Here is a 17,575-nt window from a genome sequence, read left to right on the forward strand (position 1 = left end):
TCTTTGAAATTTTCACAGACTAGCATTTTAAAATTTTTCATTATTACTTTTTAACACTATAAATTTAGAATTTTTAGTTTTAGCTTTACACCTATGCTTAGAACCCTATATAACTTGAATAATTTAATTATATCTTATAGAAATCTTTTTTCAAAATATTTTACAAATGTACCCTTTAAATTTAAAATACCAATAATAATACTCACACAAAAACCTTTGCTCATACTATTATATTTTTATACTATAAAAGTTCCAATGATAGTATGTATCAATGGAACTTTTGTAATATATCTTTTTATTTAAGTTCTACAATTGTAACACCAGTTCCACCTTCACCATATTTTCCAAGTCTATGTGATTTTACATGTGGGTGCCTCTTTAACAAATCATTTATTGAGCTTCTTAAAATTCCTGTACCATTTCCATGAATTATTGATACTTCACCAAGTCCAGCTATATATACATCATCTAAATATTTATCTACGGTATATATAGCCTCTTCTGAATCCATACCTCTTAAATCAACTGATGTAGGAGTATTTTTAAGTCTTAATTTAGCTTCCCTTTTTTCCATTTTTCTTATGGCTTTATCTGGTTTAATCGATTTAGATTTTCTTAAATCCTCAAATTTTACTGTTATTTTCATTATCCCAGCTTGAACTTGAACTTCTCCTTTTGAATCTACTTTAGAAATTACTATAACATTTTGATTCAATCTTGGAAGGTATACTTCATCACCTTCATTAACTTTTTTTAGCTTTTCTCCTGCTGCTTCTTCATGCTTCTTAGCTTCTATTAACTCTGCATGTTCAAGTTTATCTTTTATTTTTTTTCTTTCTTCTTCAAGTTTTTTTCTGGCATCAGAGCTATATCCAAGTCTTTCAATTTCTCTTATATTTTTAAGAACTGTATCTGATTCTTCTTTAGCCTGTTTTATAAGATTTTTAGCTTCTCTTTGTGCCGAATATAGTGCATTTTCTCTAGCCTTTTCAAATTTATAAAGCTTTTCCTCATATTTTTCTTTTAATTTCTCTGCATCTTTTTTTAGAGCTTCAGCCATTCTTGCATCATTTTCTGCCTTTATACTTTTAGCTTGAAGACTTTGAATAAGTTCTTCAAAATTCAAACTATCTGTAGATATGTTTTCTTTAGCATCTTTAATTATATACTCTGGAAGTCCTAGTCTTCTAGAAATTTCAAAAGCATTGGATTTACCAGGAACTCCTATTAATAATTTGTAAGTTGGGCTCAATGTCTCCACGTTAAATTCAACAGATCCATTTTCGACACCTAATGTTTTTAATGCATATCCCTTTAACTCACTATAATGAGTTGTAGCAACAACTCTACATCCTCTTTTTTTCAAATTCTCCAATATAGATACAGCAAGAGCAGCACCTTCCGTAGGATCTGTTCCAGAACCAAGTTCATCAAATAAACATAAAGAATTTTCATCTGCTTCTTCTATTATTCCAACTATATTAGTCATATGAGATGAAAAAGTTGATAAACTTTGTTCTATACTTTGTTCATCACCAATATCTGCATAAACATTTTTGAAAAAGCTTACTACTGAATTACTTTTTGCTGGAATTAAAATTCCGCTCATTGCCATTAAATGAACTAACCCTACAGTTTTTATAGTTACAGTTTTACCTCCAGTATTAGGACCTGTAATTACTAAAGATGTAAACTCTCTACCTAAATATACGCTATTAGGAACAACTGCTTTAGCATCAATCAATGGGTGTCTTACCTCAATTAAATCAATAATTCCCTTATCATTTATTTCTGGACAAATTCCATTTATTTCACTAGCATACTTAGCTTTTGCGAATATAAAATCTAATTCCCATAATATATTTGCATCATTTTCTATTAACTCTATATTATTTGTTACCTTTTTAGATAACAACCTTAATATTCTTTCTACTTCTTTTTTTTCTTTTATAAACAACTCTCTTATCTCATTATTTAAATTTACAAGACTCATTGGCTCTATAAATAAAGTTGCTCCAGTAGCACTTTGGTCATGTATAAGACCTGGCACTTGATCTTTATATTCTGCTCTAACTGGAAGAACATATCTATCGCCTCTTATAGTATATAAATTTTCTTGAAGATATTTAGAATTAGCTCTTAAAAGTGAATTTACTTTTTCTTTTACAGATGAACTTTTTTGTTTAAGTTTTCTTCTAATATTATAAAGATCATCTGAAGCTCTATCTGACACTTCTTCTTCACTTACTATTGCCATAAAAATTTCATCTTCTAATTTTTTTATAGGTACTATTCCTATACATATATCTTCTAAAACCCTATATCCTTCTTCTTCCTCTTTATGAGATATATACTCTTTAAAACTTCTACTACATTTAAGCATAGATGCAATTCTTAATAATTGTTCACAGGTCAATGAAGATTCTTTCTTAGCCTTATTTATTGCTTCCCTAACATCATATATACCTTCAAATGGAGGATTTCCTTTTGTTGTTAACAGTTTAAATGCTTCTTTAGTCTCCTCAAGATGTTCTTTTACTTCATAAAGATTATCATAAGGAGTTAATTTATCTATAAGCTCCCTTGCTGCAGGAGTTTTTGTATATTTTTTCAATTGTTCTTTTATCTTATTATATTCTAATACTCTTAAAGTCTTTTCTTGCATTTATATCACCTACTTTATTCTACTCCTCTTTTATAATGACCTCTTGTATATCTTTTATAATCACCTTCAAATTTGTCTTCCATAGCCATTTTTATTATTTCCTTAGATTTATTATAATCTTCATCTATCAAATCTATCCTAAATGAATCTATATTATTTCTTCTATATTCTTTCATATTAGGAATTAGATTTAATGGTACATTATTATAAATATGACTTCTACAGTATTTATCCGTTAAAACTTTAAATTCCTCACCTTTTCTATCTTTTAACACATAATCTCCTTCAAAGCATTTTTCAGAACATGAAGATTTACTACTCTTTCCTCCAAACAAACTACCTATTGGACAATATTCACTAACCATAAGTTCATACTTTCCATAAATAATCACTTGAGGTTTTAAAGTTGATTTTTTTGCTAGATTATTTAACTCTTTATTATTTAATTCAACACTCATAACTGCACCATCTAAGTACTCACTATAAAACTGTGAACTATAACTATTAAATATATTGAGTTTATAATCTCCTATTATATTGATTCTATTATAAAATCTAGCTATTATAGCTAAATTTGAAGTAACTATCCCCTTTATTCCACTTATGTTTTTCTCTATTAAGTCACAAATTCCTTCTAATTCTTCTTTAATTATATTAGGAGTCTTTATATACACATTCACTCCATTAATATTTGTAACTTCTTCTATTCGTATTTTACTACCTTTAAAGAAACAGTCTAATGCTATATCCTTAACTCCACTATCTACTGCCGCATTAAGTTGTTCTATATTACTTACTACCACCATAAATTCTGGAATATTAGATTTTTCTTTAGGTTTCTTTGAAATATAACTAATATCTTTTTTAACTTTATCTTCTCTTCTATATTTTGATATTAAAAAATTTATTATTTTGTCTGTAAGTTTTCTACGAATAGCATTTATTGAGGATACTGCCATAAACCCTTCTTCAAAGTCTAAAAACTCTATTTTGTTTAACTCAAATGGAGTATCCCCTAATTTATTTAAAGATTTTAATAATCCTTCTTTATCAAGTGGTCTTTTTAAAGCCTTTTGTACTATATCTCCACTTACTTCAAATTCATTTTCTTCAAATTTACCAATTAGTTTTAAAGCATATCCTACCTTAAACTCAATTTGTAAATCTATTGGTAATTTTTTAGCATACAGATTTTCATATATGCTAGAAAGTTCTTCTAATAAAGTTATATCTCCTGCTTTATAAAGAACATCTCCAGATTTATATTTAGTTGGCTTTAACGTAACTTTTTCTCCTTTTTTAGCATATTCAACATCATTTTTATTTAATTTTATTCCAGACACGGCAAATCCATCATCCTTAATTCTAATGCCGTCTTTTAAATGTATGTCTTCTTCTAATGTTATGGTTAAGTCCTTTTGAACTTTGCCAAGATATATACCACTATTTTTAGGACAATTATATGCCATCATATCTTTTCCAACATTTCCAAACATATAGGCCTTTGAAAACCCTTCTCTATTAAATAATTGAGTAAGTTTCTTATATTCATTTTTAATATCAACAGGTTCATTATTGTAATAACTATCTATAGCTTTTTTATAACTTCCAACTACACCAGCAACATATTCTGGTCTCTTCATCCTACCTTCTATTTTTAAAGAAGAAGTTCCACTATCTATTATTTTTTTTATTTCATCATAGGTACATATATCCTTTGGAGATAATAAGTATCCTGCCTTATTCAATCCACTTTTCTTATTTATTAAAGTATATGGAAGTCTACAAGGTTGAGCACATCTACCACGATTTCCACTTCTACCTCCAATTATACTACTCATAAGACATTGACCTGAATAGCTAACACATAAAGCTCCATGAACAAATATTTCCGTTTCAATACCTAAATCTTTAGATATGTATTCTACCTCTTTTAGCGACAACTCTCTAGATAAAACTATCCTTTGAAATCCTAATTTGTTTAAAAATAGTGCACCATCGCCATTATGTACTGTCATTTGAGTAGATGCATGTAACTCAAAATCTGGAAATAACTTTTTACATCCATAAAATAGTCCCAAATCTTGAATTATTAACGCATCAACACCTATTTTATATAAAAATCTTATATATTCTATTGCCTCATTATATTCTTCTTCTTTTATTAATGTATTAACTGCTATATATACTTTTACTCCATAAATATGGCAATAGTCTACTGCATTCTGTAAATCTTCATCATCAAAATTATTTGCATATGCTCTAGCAGAAAATTTACTTCCGCCCATATATATTGCATCACACCCTGAAAGCACTGCTGCGTACAAGCTTTCCATACTTCCACTTGGTGCTAGTAACTCCACTTTTTTCATTGTTTCTCACTCCTATTTTGAGCCTTTAGTTTTGAACTTGCTATCTAAAAAACTATTTACATTGCCTTTTATTATAAATCTTTTACAACACCTTATACAATTATAACAATTGTAATAATATAAATCCAACAATAATTTATATAAGGTCCTAAGTTAGGATTTTAACTTACACTTTTATCAAGCGAGGAATTAAACACCTATCTTAGAACCCTATATACACTTTATTGACATCTATTTAAAAGCTTATTATATTCATCTAAAAGTATATTTACTGTAGATTCCCAACTATAATTTTTAAATACATAATTTTTCAAACAATCATTTTTTCTTTTATAGTAAGCTTTTAAAATTCCTTCTTTTATAGTTTGATCATCATAAGGATTACAATATACAGCTAGCTCTTTAAAATACTCTGGCATTGCACCTTCTTCTGTTATAAGCATATTACACCCACTTCCAGCAGCTTCCAATGCAGCCAAATTTGTAATTTCCATGAAGCTAGGTATCGCATATACTTTTGCAAATTTATATGCATTAAACAAATTATAATTATCCATAAATCCTAAATATTTTACATTTTTATATTTTAAACATTCTTTCAAATAATTTTTATCATCTACTGCACCAATTAAAACTAAATCAATATTTAATTCATTGCAAATTCTACTAAGTGTTAGCTGGTTTTTTCTTTCTCCTATTCTTCCTACAGCTAAGACATAATTACTTACATTATATCGCTTCTCAAAATTATATAATGGAACATTTTCATCCTCAACTTCACTTACACCATTTTTTAAAATTATAATATTTTTATATTTTTTAAAATCCTTCTGTAATACATTTTTTTCCCATTGACTATTACAAACTATTAAATTACATTTATTTAACACTTCTTCTCTATATAAATTGGAACTCTTCCAAAATTTTAATTTATCCTCTTCATTTTTGTATTTATAGTACTTTTCCATATTAAAATATAAAGGTGTTATTACTAACTTACACTTACATTTTACTGCTTCTTTGTGATATTTATAAATTTGACCTATTTCATTAATATTAAAAAGATGAACTATATCATAGCCTTTAAAAGAATAAACATTTCCATTATTTATAGTAACATTTATATCTAATAATCTTAAATGCTTGTAAACTTGTTTTATTATAGCCGTGTCGCTACCTGTATTTTTCAAGTAGTCTTGTCTTACACATAACAAAACTTTCATGCCACATCTTTCCTCCTATAGTGAACTATTAGAATATAACTATGCACTATAAGTAGTATTTAGCACCTTATATTTTCAATTGTTAATAAAATACATACAATTTATACATAAAAACTTCAAATTTTGTATATTTAAAGCATATTTTATATAATTAAAGTTATGAAAAATTTATTTTCATATTAAGATTTTTAATTATAATTCTATTAAAAGAAAATAGCTTGTAAGATGTAATATCTACAAGCTATTTTATATTTAATAACGGATTAATTTTTAACTTTTCTTTAGTCAATTCTTTTCTCAGTTCTTGTAACTCTAAAACTAATTGTTTATTTCTAGCTAATTGTTCGCTTTTTTCTAATCGTAATTTTTTTAGTTCTGATAATAATTTTTTATTTCCATTTGTTAATATAGACTTTTCTCTATCTAAGTCATCATTCTTTTTTTTTACTTCTTTTAAAAAATCAGTTACTATTAAAAGTTCTTTATTAATTTCATCTATTTCCTTTAATAATTTTTCAGTTTCTTTCACTTCACCATCATTTTTTATTTTAATTTCTTCTAATTCTTTAGTCAACTTTTCATTTTTTATTATAGTTTTTTCTCTAAAATCTTCAAACTCTTTTAATTTATTATTAAGCTGATTTTCTCTATTTTGAATTTCTATATCTTTTGACTCTATCTCTAAATTTTGATTTTCTATCTCTTCAACTTTATATTGCAACTTTTCCTTTGTAAGCGCTAACTCTTCTTCCATAGACTGAAGTTCTAAATCTTTTCTTTCCAATTCTTCTGATATAGATTTTATTTTTATATCATTTTCTTTTATCTCATCACTTTTTATATATAACTCCATATCTTTAGCCTTTATTTCTTCATTTTTCTCTTCAGCTTCTTTAACCCAATTAGTTAGTTCTTCATTTTTCTTTTCTAATTCTTCTTTTATAAAATTAAGTTCCTTTTCTTTCTTTTCTAATTTTTCTTTTACATTTTTCAATTCAGAATCTTTCTCACTAGAATCTATTGCTAAAACTTTTAATTTTGTAGCTTCTTCTTGTAGCTCATTAACTTTTGGTTCCATCTCTAAATATTTTTTCTCTAAAATTTCATTATTAGATATAAGTTTTGAATTTTCTTCTTCTAGTACTTCAATTTCATTTTTCATTTTTTCTAATTCAGAAATTAAAAGTTTATTATCATTTCCAACCTTCTTATAGTTTTCTAGTAACTTTTTATAGCTTTCTTCACTTTTTAAAATTTCATCTCCCATATTTAAAGCTGCTAAAACTGTAGCATCTCCTGGGCTTAATTTTTTATTTGTGGACATTAAATCTTGAATACGATTATCTAAATATTTAGCTACCTTATGCAAGTATTGATCATTTTCCTCGCCTTTTAAGTTATATTCAATTCCATTTATTCTAACGGTTATAATGTTCAAAAAAAACACCCTCTTAAAGATTATAGTTGCTAATATTTTATCATAAAACTGTATTAAAATAAACCATATCTAACCATTTTATTTTTATCATTTTAAAATTATACTATAAAATTCTATAATATATTTTAAATTTAAAGCTTTCATTATCATATTTGTAAAACTAAGCTACTTTATTTAAATAAAATATCTTTCTTTTAATTCATTGATACATTATGTAATAATAAAAAATTGAAATAAGTTATTCATTGAAATTTTTTTAGAAACTTTTATAGGTTTTCATTTGATTTTTGACCTAATATAAGAACTGATTAGTAGATATATAAGTTTATTTTATTTTCCTATAAATTCCTTAATTATATTATACCTGTTTCTATATCTAAAATCACAAAAAAGCAAAACAAATTTATTTGTTTTGCTTTTTTCTTATTCTATCTTAATTCTGCTCCTAGTTTATGTTGAAGAGATCTTAATATTTTATCATGAACTTTATTTACATCATTGTCTGTTAATGTTTTATCCTTATGTCTATAAATTATAGCATATGCAACACTTTTCTTTCCCTTTGGAATTTGCTTTCCTTGGTATACATCAAACAAATTGCAACTTTCAAGTATTGCTCCACCTTGCTTTTTAATAGTCTCTTCAATTTCTTGAACTAAAATTTCCTCATCTACAAGTATTGCTATATCTCTAGTTACAGCTGGGAACTTTGGAAGAGGCTTATATTTTTTATCAAGTTTAGCATTTTTAAATAATATATCTAAATTTAATTCAGCAATGTAACATCTTTCCTCTACATCATAGTTTTCAGCTACATCTGGATGAACTTCACCTAGAACTCCTGCATACTCTTTACCTATATATAATGCAGCAGTCTTTCCTGGATGGAATGATGAATTTTCACTTTCTCTTTTAAATGAAACTTTTTCAATTCCTAATTCATCAGTAATATTTTCTACTACACCTTTTAAATCTAAATAATCCATTTCTCCATACATTGCTAAAGTAACTATATTTCTTTCTTCTGGCAACTCATATGAATCTTCAGTTGGTATATAAACTTTCCCTATTTCAAACAATCTTACAATATTATTACCTCTAGCATTGTTTCTTGCTAAAGATTCCATAGCAGATGCTAATGTTGTTGTTCTCATTATACTAAAATCTTCACCTAATGGATTTTTAATTTTAACTGTTTTTCTCAATTCACTGTCTTCACTTATTAAAAGCTTATCAAATATTTTAGGACTTACAAAAGAATAACTTATTGATTGGTTCAATCCACTGTTAATTAAAGTATTTATAGTTTTTTCTTCTAAATTTTGTTTTTCACTTTTTCCACTTTTCTCCGCTTCACATAAAGGCATTGTATATGGAACATTATTGTAACCATATATTCTTACTATTTCTTCTGCAATGTCTTCTTTAATATTTATATCACTTCTAAAAGTTGGAGATTTAACTTTTAAAATTTCTCCATCTATCTCAGTAGTTAAATCTAAGCTATCAAGGTACTTCTTCATATCTTCTTTTGTTAATTCAGTTCCTAAAAATTTATTTATCCAATTACTATCAACTTCTAAATATTTATCTTCTTTTTTCTCGTTATAAATATCTATGGTACCTTCCATTATCTCTCCTGCATTTAATTCTTCAATTAAAGCACAAACTCTAGAAATTGCTATCTCTGTTTGATTTGGATCTAAGTCTTTTTCAAATTTTGATGATGCTTCTGTTCTTAAATTTAATTTTTTAGATACATTTCTTATGTTTACACCTTCAAAATTTGCACATTCTAAAAGAACCATAGTTGTATCATCTTTAACTTCTGAATTTAATCCACCCATTATACCTGCAAGACCAATTGTCTTTTCTCCGTCTTTTATGCATAATACATTTTCATCTAAATCTCTTTCAACTTCATCTAAAGTAGTAAACTTCTCACCACTTGCAGCTCTTTCCACAACAAAATTATTAGTTTTTATTTCTCTTGCGTCATAAGCATGTAATGGTTGACCAAGCTCTATCATAACAAAGTTTGTAATATCTACAATGTTATTTATAGGTCTAACACCTACTTCTAAAAGTCTTTCTTGCATCCAACCTGGAGATTGTTCTATTTTAACATTTTTTATACCTTTAAGCATAAATCTTCTGCATAGGTCATCTTTTATATCTACTTTATAGCTATCACAAATATTTTCAGTACACTTTGCTTTATATTCTATTTTAGGCATCTTATAAGTAGTTCTTAAAGTAGCAGCAGTTTCTCTTGCTATACCAACAACACTTAAACAATCTTGCCTATTAGATGTTATTTCAAACTCAATAACTGCACTACCCATTTTAACAACTTCTTTTATATCTACACCAATTGGAGTATCTTCTGGTAATATTAAAAGACCATGTACTGGCTCATCTCCAGCTGTTCCTAACTCTTCTTCAGAACAGAACATACCTTGAGATACTACACCTCTTAATTTGCCTTTTTTAATTTTAAGTCCTCCATGTAATGTAGCTCCATGTAATGCTACTGGAACTATATCTTGTTCCTTCATATTAGTTGCAGCTGTAACTATTTGTATTGGTTCTTCTTTATTAATATTCACCTCACAAATAACTAACTTTTCTGCATCAGGATGCTTCTCTATTTTTGTTATTTTTCCTGTAACTACATTTGTAATATCATCTCCTGTAATTACAAGTTCTTCTACCTTTGATCCTGATAATGTTAACGCATCTGCTAATTCCTTTGGTGAAATGTTTATATCAACGTAATCTTTAAGCCAATTTACTGGAACTTTCATTGTTATTCCTCCTTTAAATTATAATTTATTAAAACTGATTTAAGAATCTCATATCACTTTCATAAAGTAATCTTATATCATCAATTGCATATTTTTGCATAACCATTCTATCTAATCCAAAACCAAATGCAAATCCACTATAAACTTCTGGATCTATTCCACATTTTCTTAAAACTTCTGGATGTACCATTCCACATCCTAATATTTCTATCCAACCACTACCTTTACATACTCTACATCCTTCTCCATTGCATACAAAGCAAGTTGCATCCATTTCTGCTGAAGGTTCTGTGAATGGGAAATGATGTGGTCTAAATTTAGTTTTAACATCACCAAACATTTTTTTAGTAAATGATTCCAATGTACCTTTAAGATCTGCAAATGTTACTCCTTTATCTATAACAAGTCCTTCAACTTGATAGAATATAGGTGAATGAGTAGCATCAACTGCATCAGAACGATAAACCTTACCTGGAGCTATCATTTTTATAGGTGGTTTTTGGTTTTCCATTGTTCTTATTTGTATAGGAGATGTCTGTGTTCTTAACACTACATTATCATTTATATAAAAAGTATCTTGTTCACCTCTTGCTGGATGATCTTTTGGTATATTTAAAGCTTCAAAGTTATAGTAATCCTTCTCTACTTCTGGTCCTTCTTCTATAGAAAATCCCATTGATAGGAATATTTCTTTTATATGTTCAAGTGTTAAATCTAAAGGATGTCTATTACCTATTGTTTGTTTTTTGCCTGGCATAGAAATATCTATAACTTCATTTTTAAGTTTATTATCTTTTTCTCTTTTAGCAATGTCAGTAGCTACTTTCTCTATAGACACTTCTAAAGCACTTCTAACCTCATTGGCAAGCTTTCCAATCACAGGTCTTTCTTCTTTAGATAAACCTCCCATTCCTCTTAGTATCTGAGTAAGTTCACCTTTTTTTCCTAAGTACTTAACTCTTATATCTTCAAGGTTAGATTTTTCTACAACAGCTTTTATTTCTTCTAATGCTGAAGACTTAATTGCTTCTAATTTTTCCTTCATAATTAAATAAACTCCCTTCTTTAAAATAAATTAAACCTTTATGTAAAATTGTTATAAGTTATATAACATTTACTATCTTAATCCTAGACTAAAAATTTTAATTTAATCTTATAAATTACATAGATTTTTAAGATTAACTTTAAGTTTATGCATTTATCAAATAATATTTTATATTTATTTTTGCATATAAAAAATCCGCCCCTACAAAGGGACGGATATATCCGCGGTACCACCCTAATTAAACTTAAAATAAGTTTCTCTTAGTTAAAAGATATCGGTTTAACCCGCTAATTACTACCATTTTTATAACTTCACAATTAGAACTCCAGAGTGAACTTCACTATAAAACATTTCATATAAGAACTCTCAATCTATGATTCTTATTCCCTGTATGCTTTTTATACCTACTTTTCTCCTTCACAGTTTAGACACATAAATTAATATAATAATGCTTAGTTTATCATTTAATACAATATGCCTCAAATATTAATTTTTAAATATAGTTTCTATTATACTCATGTTTCATTTTAAATTCAACATTTTATTTAATATTTTTTTGTCTTACTGCCTCATACATCATTATAGATGCTGCAACTGAAGCATTTAATGATTCTGCTCCACCTGGCATTGGAATTTTTACCTTTTCATTGGAAAGTTCATAAATTTCATCACTAATTCCATTTCCTTCATTTCCTACAGCTATAATAACTTTTCCCGTAAGATTAATGTCATAGAAATTATTCTCAGTGTCTAAAGAGCTAGTAACTAATTTATATCCACGTTCTTGTAACTCTTTTAAAAAAGATAAATCTTTATCTTCAATTATTGGAATATTAAATATTGACCCCATTGTTGATCTTAATGTTTTTTCATTATATATATCAACTGTTCCTTTGGTAATTATAATTCCTAAGCAGTCAGATGCATGAGCAGTTCTTATTATAGTTCCAAGATTACCAGGGTCTTGAATTCTATCCACTAAAATGTATACTCCGTCCCTGTTTGATAAATTTAATGCTTTGTTTTCCACTACAGCAATAGCACCTTGAGGAGTATCTGTACTACTTATGATTTTTAAAATACTACTACTTACTGTATAAACGTCTCCTAAAAAATTTATATATCTATCATAATTTTCACTAGTACAATTTTCACTTATAAATATATATTTTATATTAAATTCAGATTTTATTGCTTCTTCTATAAATCTAAAGCCTTCAACTAAAAATAACCCTTGAGAATTTCTATGTTTTTTTTCTTTTAGTTTTCTTACATTTTTTATTAATGCATTTTCTTTACTACTAATGTACTGCAACATTTAATCCCCTATCTAATTAATTTTTCAAGATTATTTAGTTGCTTAGTTTCACCTATAGCTACTACTATATCTTCTTCTTGTATTCTTTCATCTGGTGATGGAGCAACGTTTATTTCATTATGAGTTTTTATAGCCATAATATTTATTCCGTATTCTGCCCTTAAGTTAAGTTCTCTTAAAGTCTTACCATACCAAGCTGGTGAACTTACAATCTCTGCAATACTAAAATCTGGAGAAAGTTCTATATAATCTAAAATATTAGAAGAACATAAGTTATGAGCTACTCTTACTCCCATATCTTTTTCTGGGAATATTACTCTATTAGCTCCTATTTTATATAAAACTTTTGCATGTAAAGCATTATTAGCTTTTGTTATTATATGTTTAACACCTAATTCTTTAACTAATAATGTTGATAATATACTTGCTTGGACATCAGATCCTATACTTATTATTGCAACATCAAAATTACTAATTCCTAATGCTCTTAAGCTATGCTCATCATTAGCATCAACTTGTACTGCATGAGTAACTTTATCAGATATGTTTTGTATTACTTCTTCATCTTTATCTACTGCTAAAACATCATTTCCTAGTGCATACAACGTTTCTGCAACAGATGTTCCAAATCTACCTAATCCAATTATAATAAATTGCTTTTTAACCATAATAATCACCTCTACCCAACTAAAATTTTATCTTCTGGATATTTTATACAAACTTTTTTATTTTTTCTTTTCTTAGCAATAGCTAAAACCAATGTTAATGGACCAACTCTTCCAGCATACATTGTAAGCGCTACTATTATCTTTCCAATAGTGTTTAACTTTTGAGTTAACCCCATAGTTACTCCAACTGTACCAAATGCTGATGTAGCTTCAAAAATATAAGACTCAAAAGGTTCTCCACTGGCAGACTGTGTTATAGCTAATAAGACAGAAACTGTAATTACTAATCCTATAGCTATAATCATAATAGCAAAAGATTTATATACTATATCTTGATTAATTCTTTTTTTAAATATAACAGTTTCATCTCTACCAGCTATAACTGATTTAACTGTCATATAAAGTATACCAGCTGTAGATGTTTTTAATCCTCCTGCTGTAGATCCTGGTGAACCACCTATAAACATTAATATTATTGTTAAAAATATTGATGGAATAGTCATTCCAGCTACAGATATAGAATTAAATCCTGCCGTTCTAGGACTTACTGATGCAAACATAGATGCTAAAAGTCTTTCTTTTATTCCCATATTTTTCATAGTTTCAGGATTATTATATTCAAATATGAAAAATAGTATTGTTCCTCCAATTAATAAAGTAGAAGTCATAGCTATTACTACTTTACTATGTAGTGATAATTTTTTTCTATTTCTATAGTTATATATTTCATCCCATACAAAAAAGCCCAATCCACCTATTACAATTAGTGCTCCTATTGTACATATTATAACGACATTGTCTCCATAATTAACTAAACTATTAAAGTTACCCATAAGATCAAATCCAGCATTACAAAATGCGGATATGGCATGGAATATACTATAATATATACCTTTTATCAATCCAAACTCAGGTATGAACTGTGTGCTTAATAATAATGCTCCAAGTCCTTCTATGGAAAAAGTAAATATAAGTATATACTTTGCAAGTTTAACTATTCCTTGTAATGAGGTTGAATTCATGGACTCCTGCATTATTAGCCTTTGCTGCAATGTTATTTTTTTACCTATAAGTAATGATAACATTGTTGCAAAAGCCATAAACCCTAATCCACCTATTTGTATAAGACATATTATTACTGTTTTGCCGAAATAATTCCAATGGGTACCAGTATCTACCGTAATTAAACCTGTTACACATACTGCTGATGTAGATGTAAATACTGAATCTATAAATGGAGTAACAGTACCATCATTACTTGATATAGGTAAACTTAATAATACTCCTCCCAAGAATATAATTCCGGCATAACCAATAGCTAATATCTGCATAGCTGTAAAATTTTTCATTTTAAAAAAATTACCTAGCTTTGATTTCACCAATAACACCTCTAATCATATATTTTCTCTTGAATGTAATTATATACTCTTTTTCTAAAATATTATACTACTTTTACTTATTTTCTTTAAATAATTATATAATACAAAAATGTAGCACAAGGCTACATTTTTATGTATTGTATTTAATTAAGCTCCTAATTGTTTTTTAGCAACTTCAACTAATTCAGCAAATGCTTTTGGATCATTTATAGCTATCTCAGAAAGCATTTTTCTGTTTATATCTATTTCTGCAAGCTTCATTCCGTTCATGAATCTTGAATATGAAAGACCATTCATTCTTGCAGCTGCGTTTATTCTAGCTATCCAAAGTTTTCTGAAGTCTCTTTTCTTTAACTTTCTTCCAACATATGCATTTCTTAATGCTCTTATAACTGACTCATTAGCAGTCTTAAATAACTTGCTCTTTCCACCGTAGTATCCTTTTGCAAGTTTTAATACTTTTTTATGTTTTTTACGAGCATTGATAGCTCTCTTTACTCTTGCCATTTAAAATACCTCCTAAATTATAAATATGGTAGTAATTTTTTCATTGCTTTCTCTTGAGTAACTGAAACGTATCCAGTTTTTCTAAGATTTCTTTTTGTTTTTGAACTTTTCTTAGTTAATATATGGCTTTTGAAAGCTTTTGCTCTTTTTAACTTTCCTGTTCCTGTTTTCTTGAATCTTTTAGCTGCACCTCTATGAGTTTTCATTTTTGGCATAATAAATTCCTCCTCTCAGTGTTTATGCTCTTTTTGGAGCTAATATTAATATCATATTTCTACCCTCTTGTTTAGCTGGCTTTTCTATAGTATAAACATCACCTAGCTTTTCAACAAAAGAGTTCAATATCTTATGTCCTACTTGTGAGTTTTCAATTTCTCTACCTCTAAATCTCACAGTAACTTTTACCTTATCTTCATCTAATAAGAATTTTTTTGCTCTATTAGCTTTTATAGTTATATCATTCTCTTCAATAGTAGCACTCAATCTGATTTCTTTTATGCTTATTGTTTTTTGCTTTTTCTTAGCTTCTTTTTCCTTTTTTTGTTGTTCATAGATAAACTTACCGAAATCCATAATCTTACAAACTGGTGGTTTTGCATTTGGAGAAATCATAACCAAATCTAATTCCTTTTCCTCAGCAATTCTTAATGCTTCCTTAGATGTTAGAACTCCTAATTGCTCACCCTCATCAGTAATAACCCTAATTTCTTTTTCCCTTATGTCTTCATTCATCATGAAGTCTTTATTTTTACTAATAGCAATTCACCTCCTGGTGTAATATATAGAATATATCTTATAATATATTTCTAACACTGATTATACTTATATAATAATAAAAGGACGGCAAAGCCGTCCTACTGCATTCATAGAATAATTTTACTACAGTGTAACCTTACTAGCATAACTGCAAGGTGAGAAACGGCTGTTTCTTCTTGTTTAATCTCTTATTTATTTCAACATCATGTATTGTAACCTAATTTTCTTTTAATGTCAATACTTTTTTCAAACTTTTAAATAGCTTTTTATTTGCTTGCATTTTATACATTCATCACAAAAGGAAACTCTATCACCAAATACTTTTTTTATAGTTTCTATAAGTTCCTTACTTTTACAATTTTGAACACAATGTATTATAACCTTTTGCGGTGCTGTTGTAATCAATCCACTTATTATTAAATCTTCAATTGTTACATTCAAATTTAAATTATCTACAGAAAGTTCATCCATTATACTTTGAAGAACATCTTCACCTAATTTATCTACAAGTGCATAATTACCATCATTATTTATGATTATATGAAGCTCATCTATTTTGCTTTCTTGGACATCTATAAAATATTTTAATAATTTTATAAACTCATCATACTCTTTTTCAACCATAAATTTTTCCACTATTTTTTCAATAATATCTTGTATTTCACATGAAAATTGCTTCATCCTAAATTTTATAAATCCATCTATATTTATATCACTGTTTTCTTCTAAAAATAATACTATTTTATCTACAATATCATTTTTTCTATTCATATAATAAATCATATGTTCATTTATTGGACTATTTTCCTTTTGTAAAATATTCAAAACTTCCTTTTTTATTTCTATAATATCTTCACATTTTAAAAAGTAAAAATTATCAACTAAATACTTAGAAAGATTTTTTTCACAAAAGTCATCTACAAGCTCTTTAAACAAAATATTTCCTATATACAAATTAAACATTTTTTGAAATTTAACATCATAATTTTCGTCATCACAATAAATCTTTATAATATGATGTTTATTTTCTATACTTTCAGAAACTCCTATTCTTACGCCTTTAATTTTGAAATACTCTCTTGCATTTCTTATAGCATCTATTAAATAATCTCTAGAATTCTCTTTTATAAGTGTTAGCATCAACATATAGCTCACTCCTTTTTAGTATGGTAACTACCTAACTATAAAAGCTATAACTTGTAAACATATTATTTAAATGATAATATATAAAAAATTATATTTCGTAATTATTATGTGTTTTATAACAATTCATATACATTAATATTTTTAACAATTATCGACAGCTAAATTATAAATTTTAAAGTTAAAATACTTCAACTTGAATTTATAATTTATCCATTTATCAAATGAGAAATCTTTATATACTTAATTCTATA

General features: G+C 27.2%; 13 protein-coding genes and 2 other annotated features. All 13 genes read right to left on the reverse strand.

Going from position 1 to position 17,575, the window contains the following annotated elements; genetic code table 11:
• Window positions 1-295 precede the first annotated feature (295 nt).
• Complete coding sequence (locus KQI36_RS03575) at window positions 296-2,665, reverse strand: endonuclease MutS2 (protein WP_216449632.1); 2,370 nt, start codon at window positions 2,663-2,665, stop codon at window positions 296-298.
• Window positions 2,666-2,679: 14 nt separating this feature from the next.
• Window positions 2,680-5,037, reverse strand: coding sequence for a U32 family peptidase (locus KQI36_RS03580; RefSeq protein WP_216449633.1), 2,358 nt, complete (start codon window positions 5,035-5,037; stop codon window positions 2,680-2,682).
• 221 nt (window positions 5,038-5,258) lie between these two features.
• Complete coding sequence (locus KQI36_RS03585; protein ID WP_216449634.1) at window positions 5,259-6,260, reverse strand: glycosyltransferase family 4 protein; 1,002 nt, start codon at window positions 6,258-6,260, stop codon at window positions 5,259-5,261.
• A gap of 241 nt (window positions 6,261-6,501) precedes the next feature.
• The gene (locus tag KQI36_RS03590; RefSeq protein ID WP_216449635.1) at window positions 6,502-7,698 is read right to left on the reverse strand and encodes a cell division protein ZapA; all 1,197 of its coding nucleotides are present in this window, start codon (window positions 7,696-7,698) and stop codon (window positions 6,502-6,504) included.
• 428 nt (window positions 7,699-8,126) lie between these two features.
• Complete coding sequence (gene pheT, locus KQI36_RS03595) at window positions 8,127-10,505, reverse strand: phenylalanine--tRNA ligase subunit beta (protein ID WP_216449636.1); 2,379 nt, start codon at window positions 10,503-10,505, stop codon at window positions 8,127-8,129.
• Window positions 10,506-10,533: 28 nt separating this feature from the next.
• Window positions 10,534-11,550, reverse strand: coding sequence for a phenylalanine--tRNA ligase subunit alpha (gene pheS / locus KQI36_RS03600; protein ID WP_216449637.1), 1,017 nt, complete (start codon window positions 11,548-11,550; stop codon window positions 10,534-10,536).
• Between the two features lie 204 nt (window positions 11,551-11,754).
• Window positions 11,755-11,980: a binding site (T-box leader), on the reverse strand.
• Between the two features lie 111 nt (window positions 11,981-12,091).
• Window positions 12,092-12,865 (reverse strand): TrmH family RNA methyltransferase, encoded by a 774-nt coding sequence (locus tag KQI36_RS03605; protein ID WP_216449933.1) that lies wholly within the window; start codon window positions 12,863-12,865, stop codon window positions 12,092-12,094.
• Between the two features lie 11 nt (window positions 12,866-12,876).
• A complete protein-coding gene (locus tag KQI36_RS03610; RefSeq protein WP_216449638.1) occupies window positions 12,877-13,536 on the reverse strand; it encodes a potassium channel family protein in 660 nt (219 codons plus the stop codon).
• 11 nt (window positions 13,537-13,547) lie between these two features.
• A complete protein-coding gene (locus KQI36_RS03615) occupies window positions 13,548-14,885 on the reverse strand; it encodes a TrkH family potassium uptake protein (protein WP_216449934.1) in 1,338 nt (445 codons plus the stop codon).
• Window positions 14,886-15,062: 177 nt separating this feature from the next.
• Window positions 15,063-15,422, reverse strand: a complete 360-nt coding sequence (gene rplT / locus KQI36_RS03620; protein WP_010293074.1) for a 50S ribosomal protein L20 — start codon at window positions 15,420-15,422, stop codon at window positions 15,063-15,065.
• A gap of 17 nt (window positions 15,423-15,439) precedes the next feature.
• The gene (gene rpmI, locus KQI36_RS03625) at window positions 15,440-15,637 is read right to left on the reverse strand and encodes a 50S ribosomal protein L35 (RefSeq protein ID WP_010293075.1); all 198 of its coding nucleotides are present in this window, start codon (window positions 15,635-15,637) and stop codon (window positions 15,440-15,442) included.
• Window positions 15,638-15,659: 22 nt separating this feature from the next.
• The gene (gene infC, locus KQI36_RS03630) at window positions 15,660-16,157 is read right to left on the reverse strand and encodes a translation initiation factor IF-3 (RefSeq protein ID WP_216449639.1); all 498 of its coding nucleotides are present in this window, start codon (window positions 16,155-16,157) and stop codon (window positions 15,660-15,662) included.
• Between the two features lie 91 nt (window positions 16,158-16,248).
• Window positions 16,249-16,362: a sequence feature (ribosomal protein L20 leader region), on the reverse strand.
• Between the two features lie 62 nt (window positions 16,363-16,424).
• Window positions 16,425-17,324: a putative sporulation protein YtxC gene (gene ytxC / locus KQI36_RS03635; protein WP_216449640.1), complete on the reverse strand. Its 900-nt coding sequence runs from the start codon at window positions 17,322-17,324 to the stop codon at window positions 16,425-16,427.
• Between the last annotated feature and the right edge of the window lie 251 nt (window positions 17,325-17,575).

The organism is Clostridium senegalense (assembly GCF_018916625.1).
Taxonomy (GTDB): Bacteria; Bacillota; Clostridia; order Clostridiales; family Clostridiaceae; genus Clostridium_J; species Clostridium_J senegalense.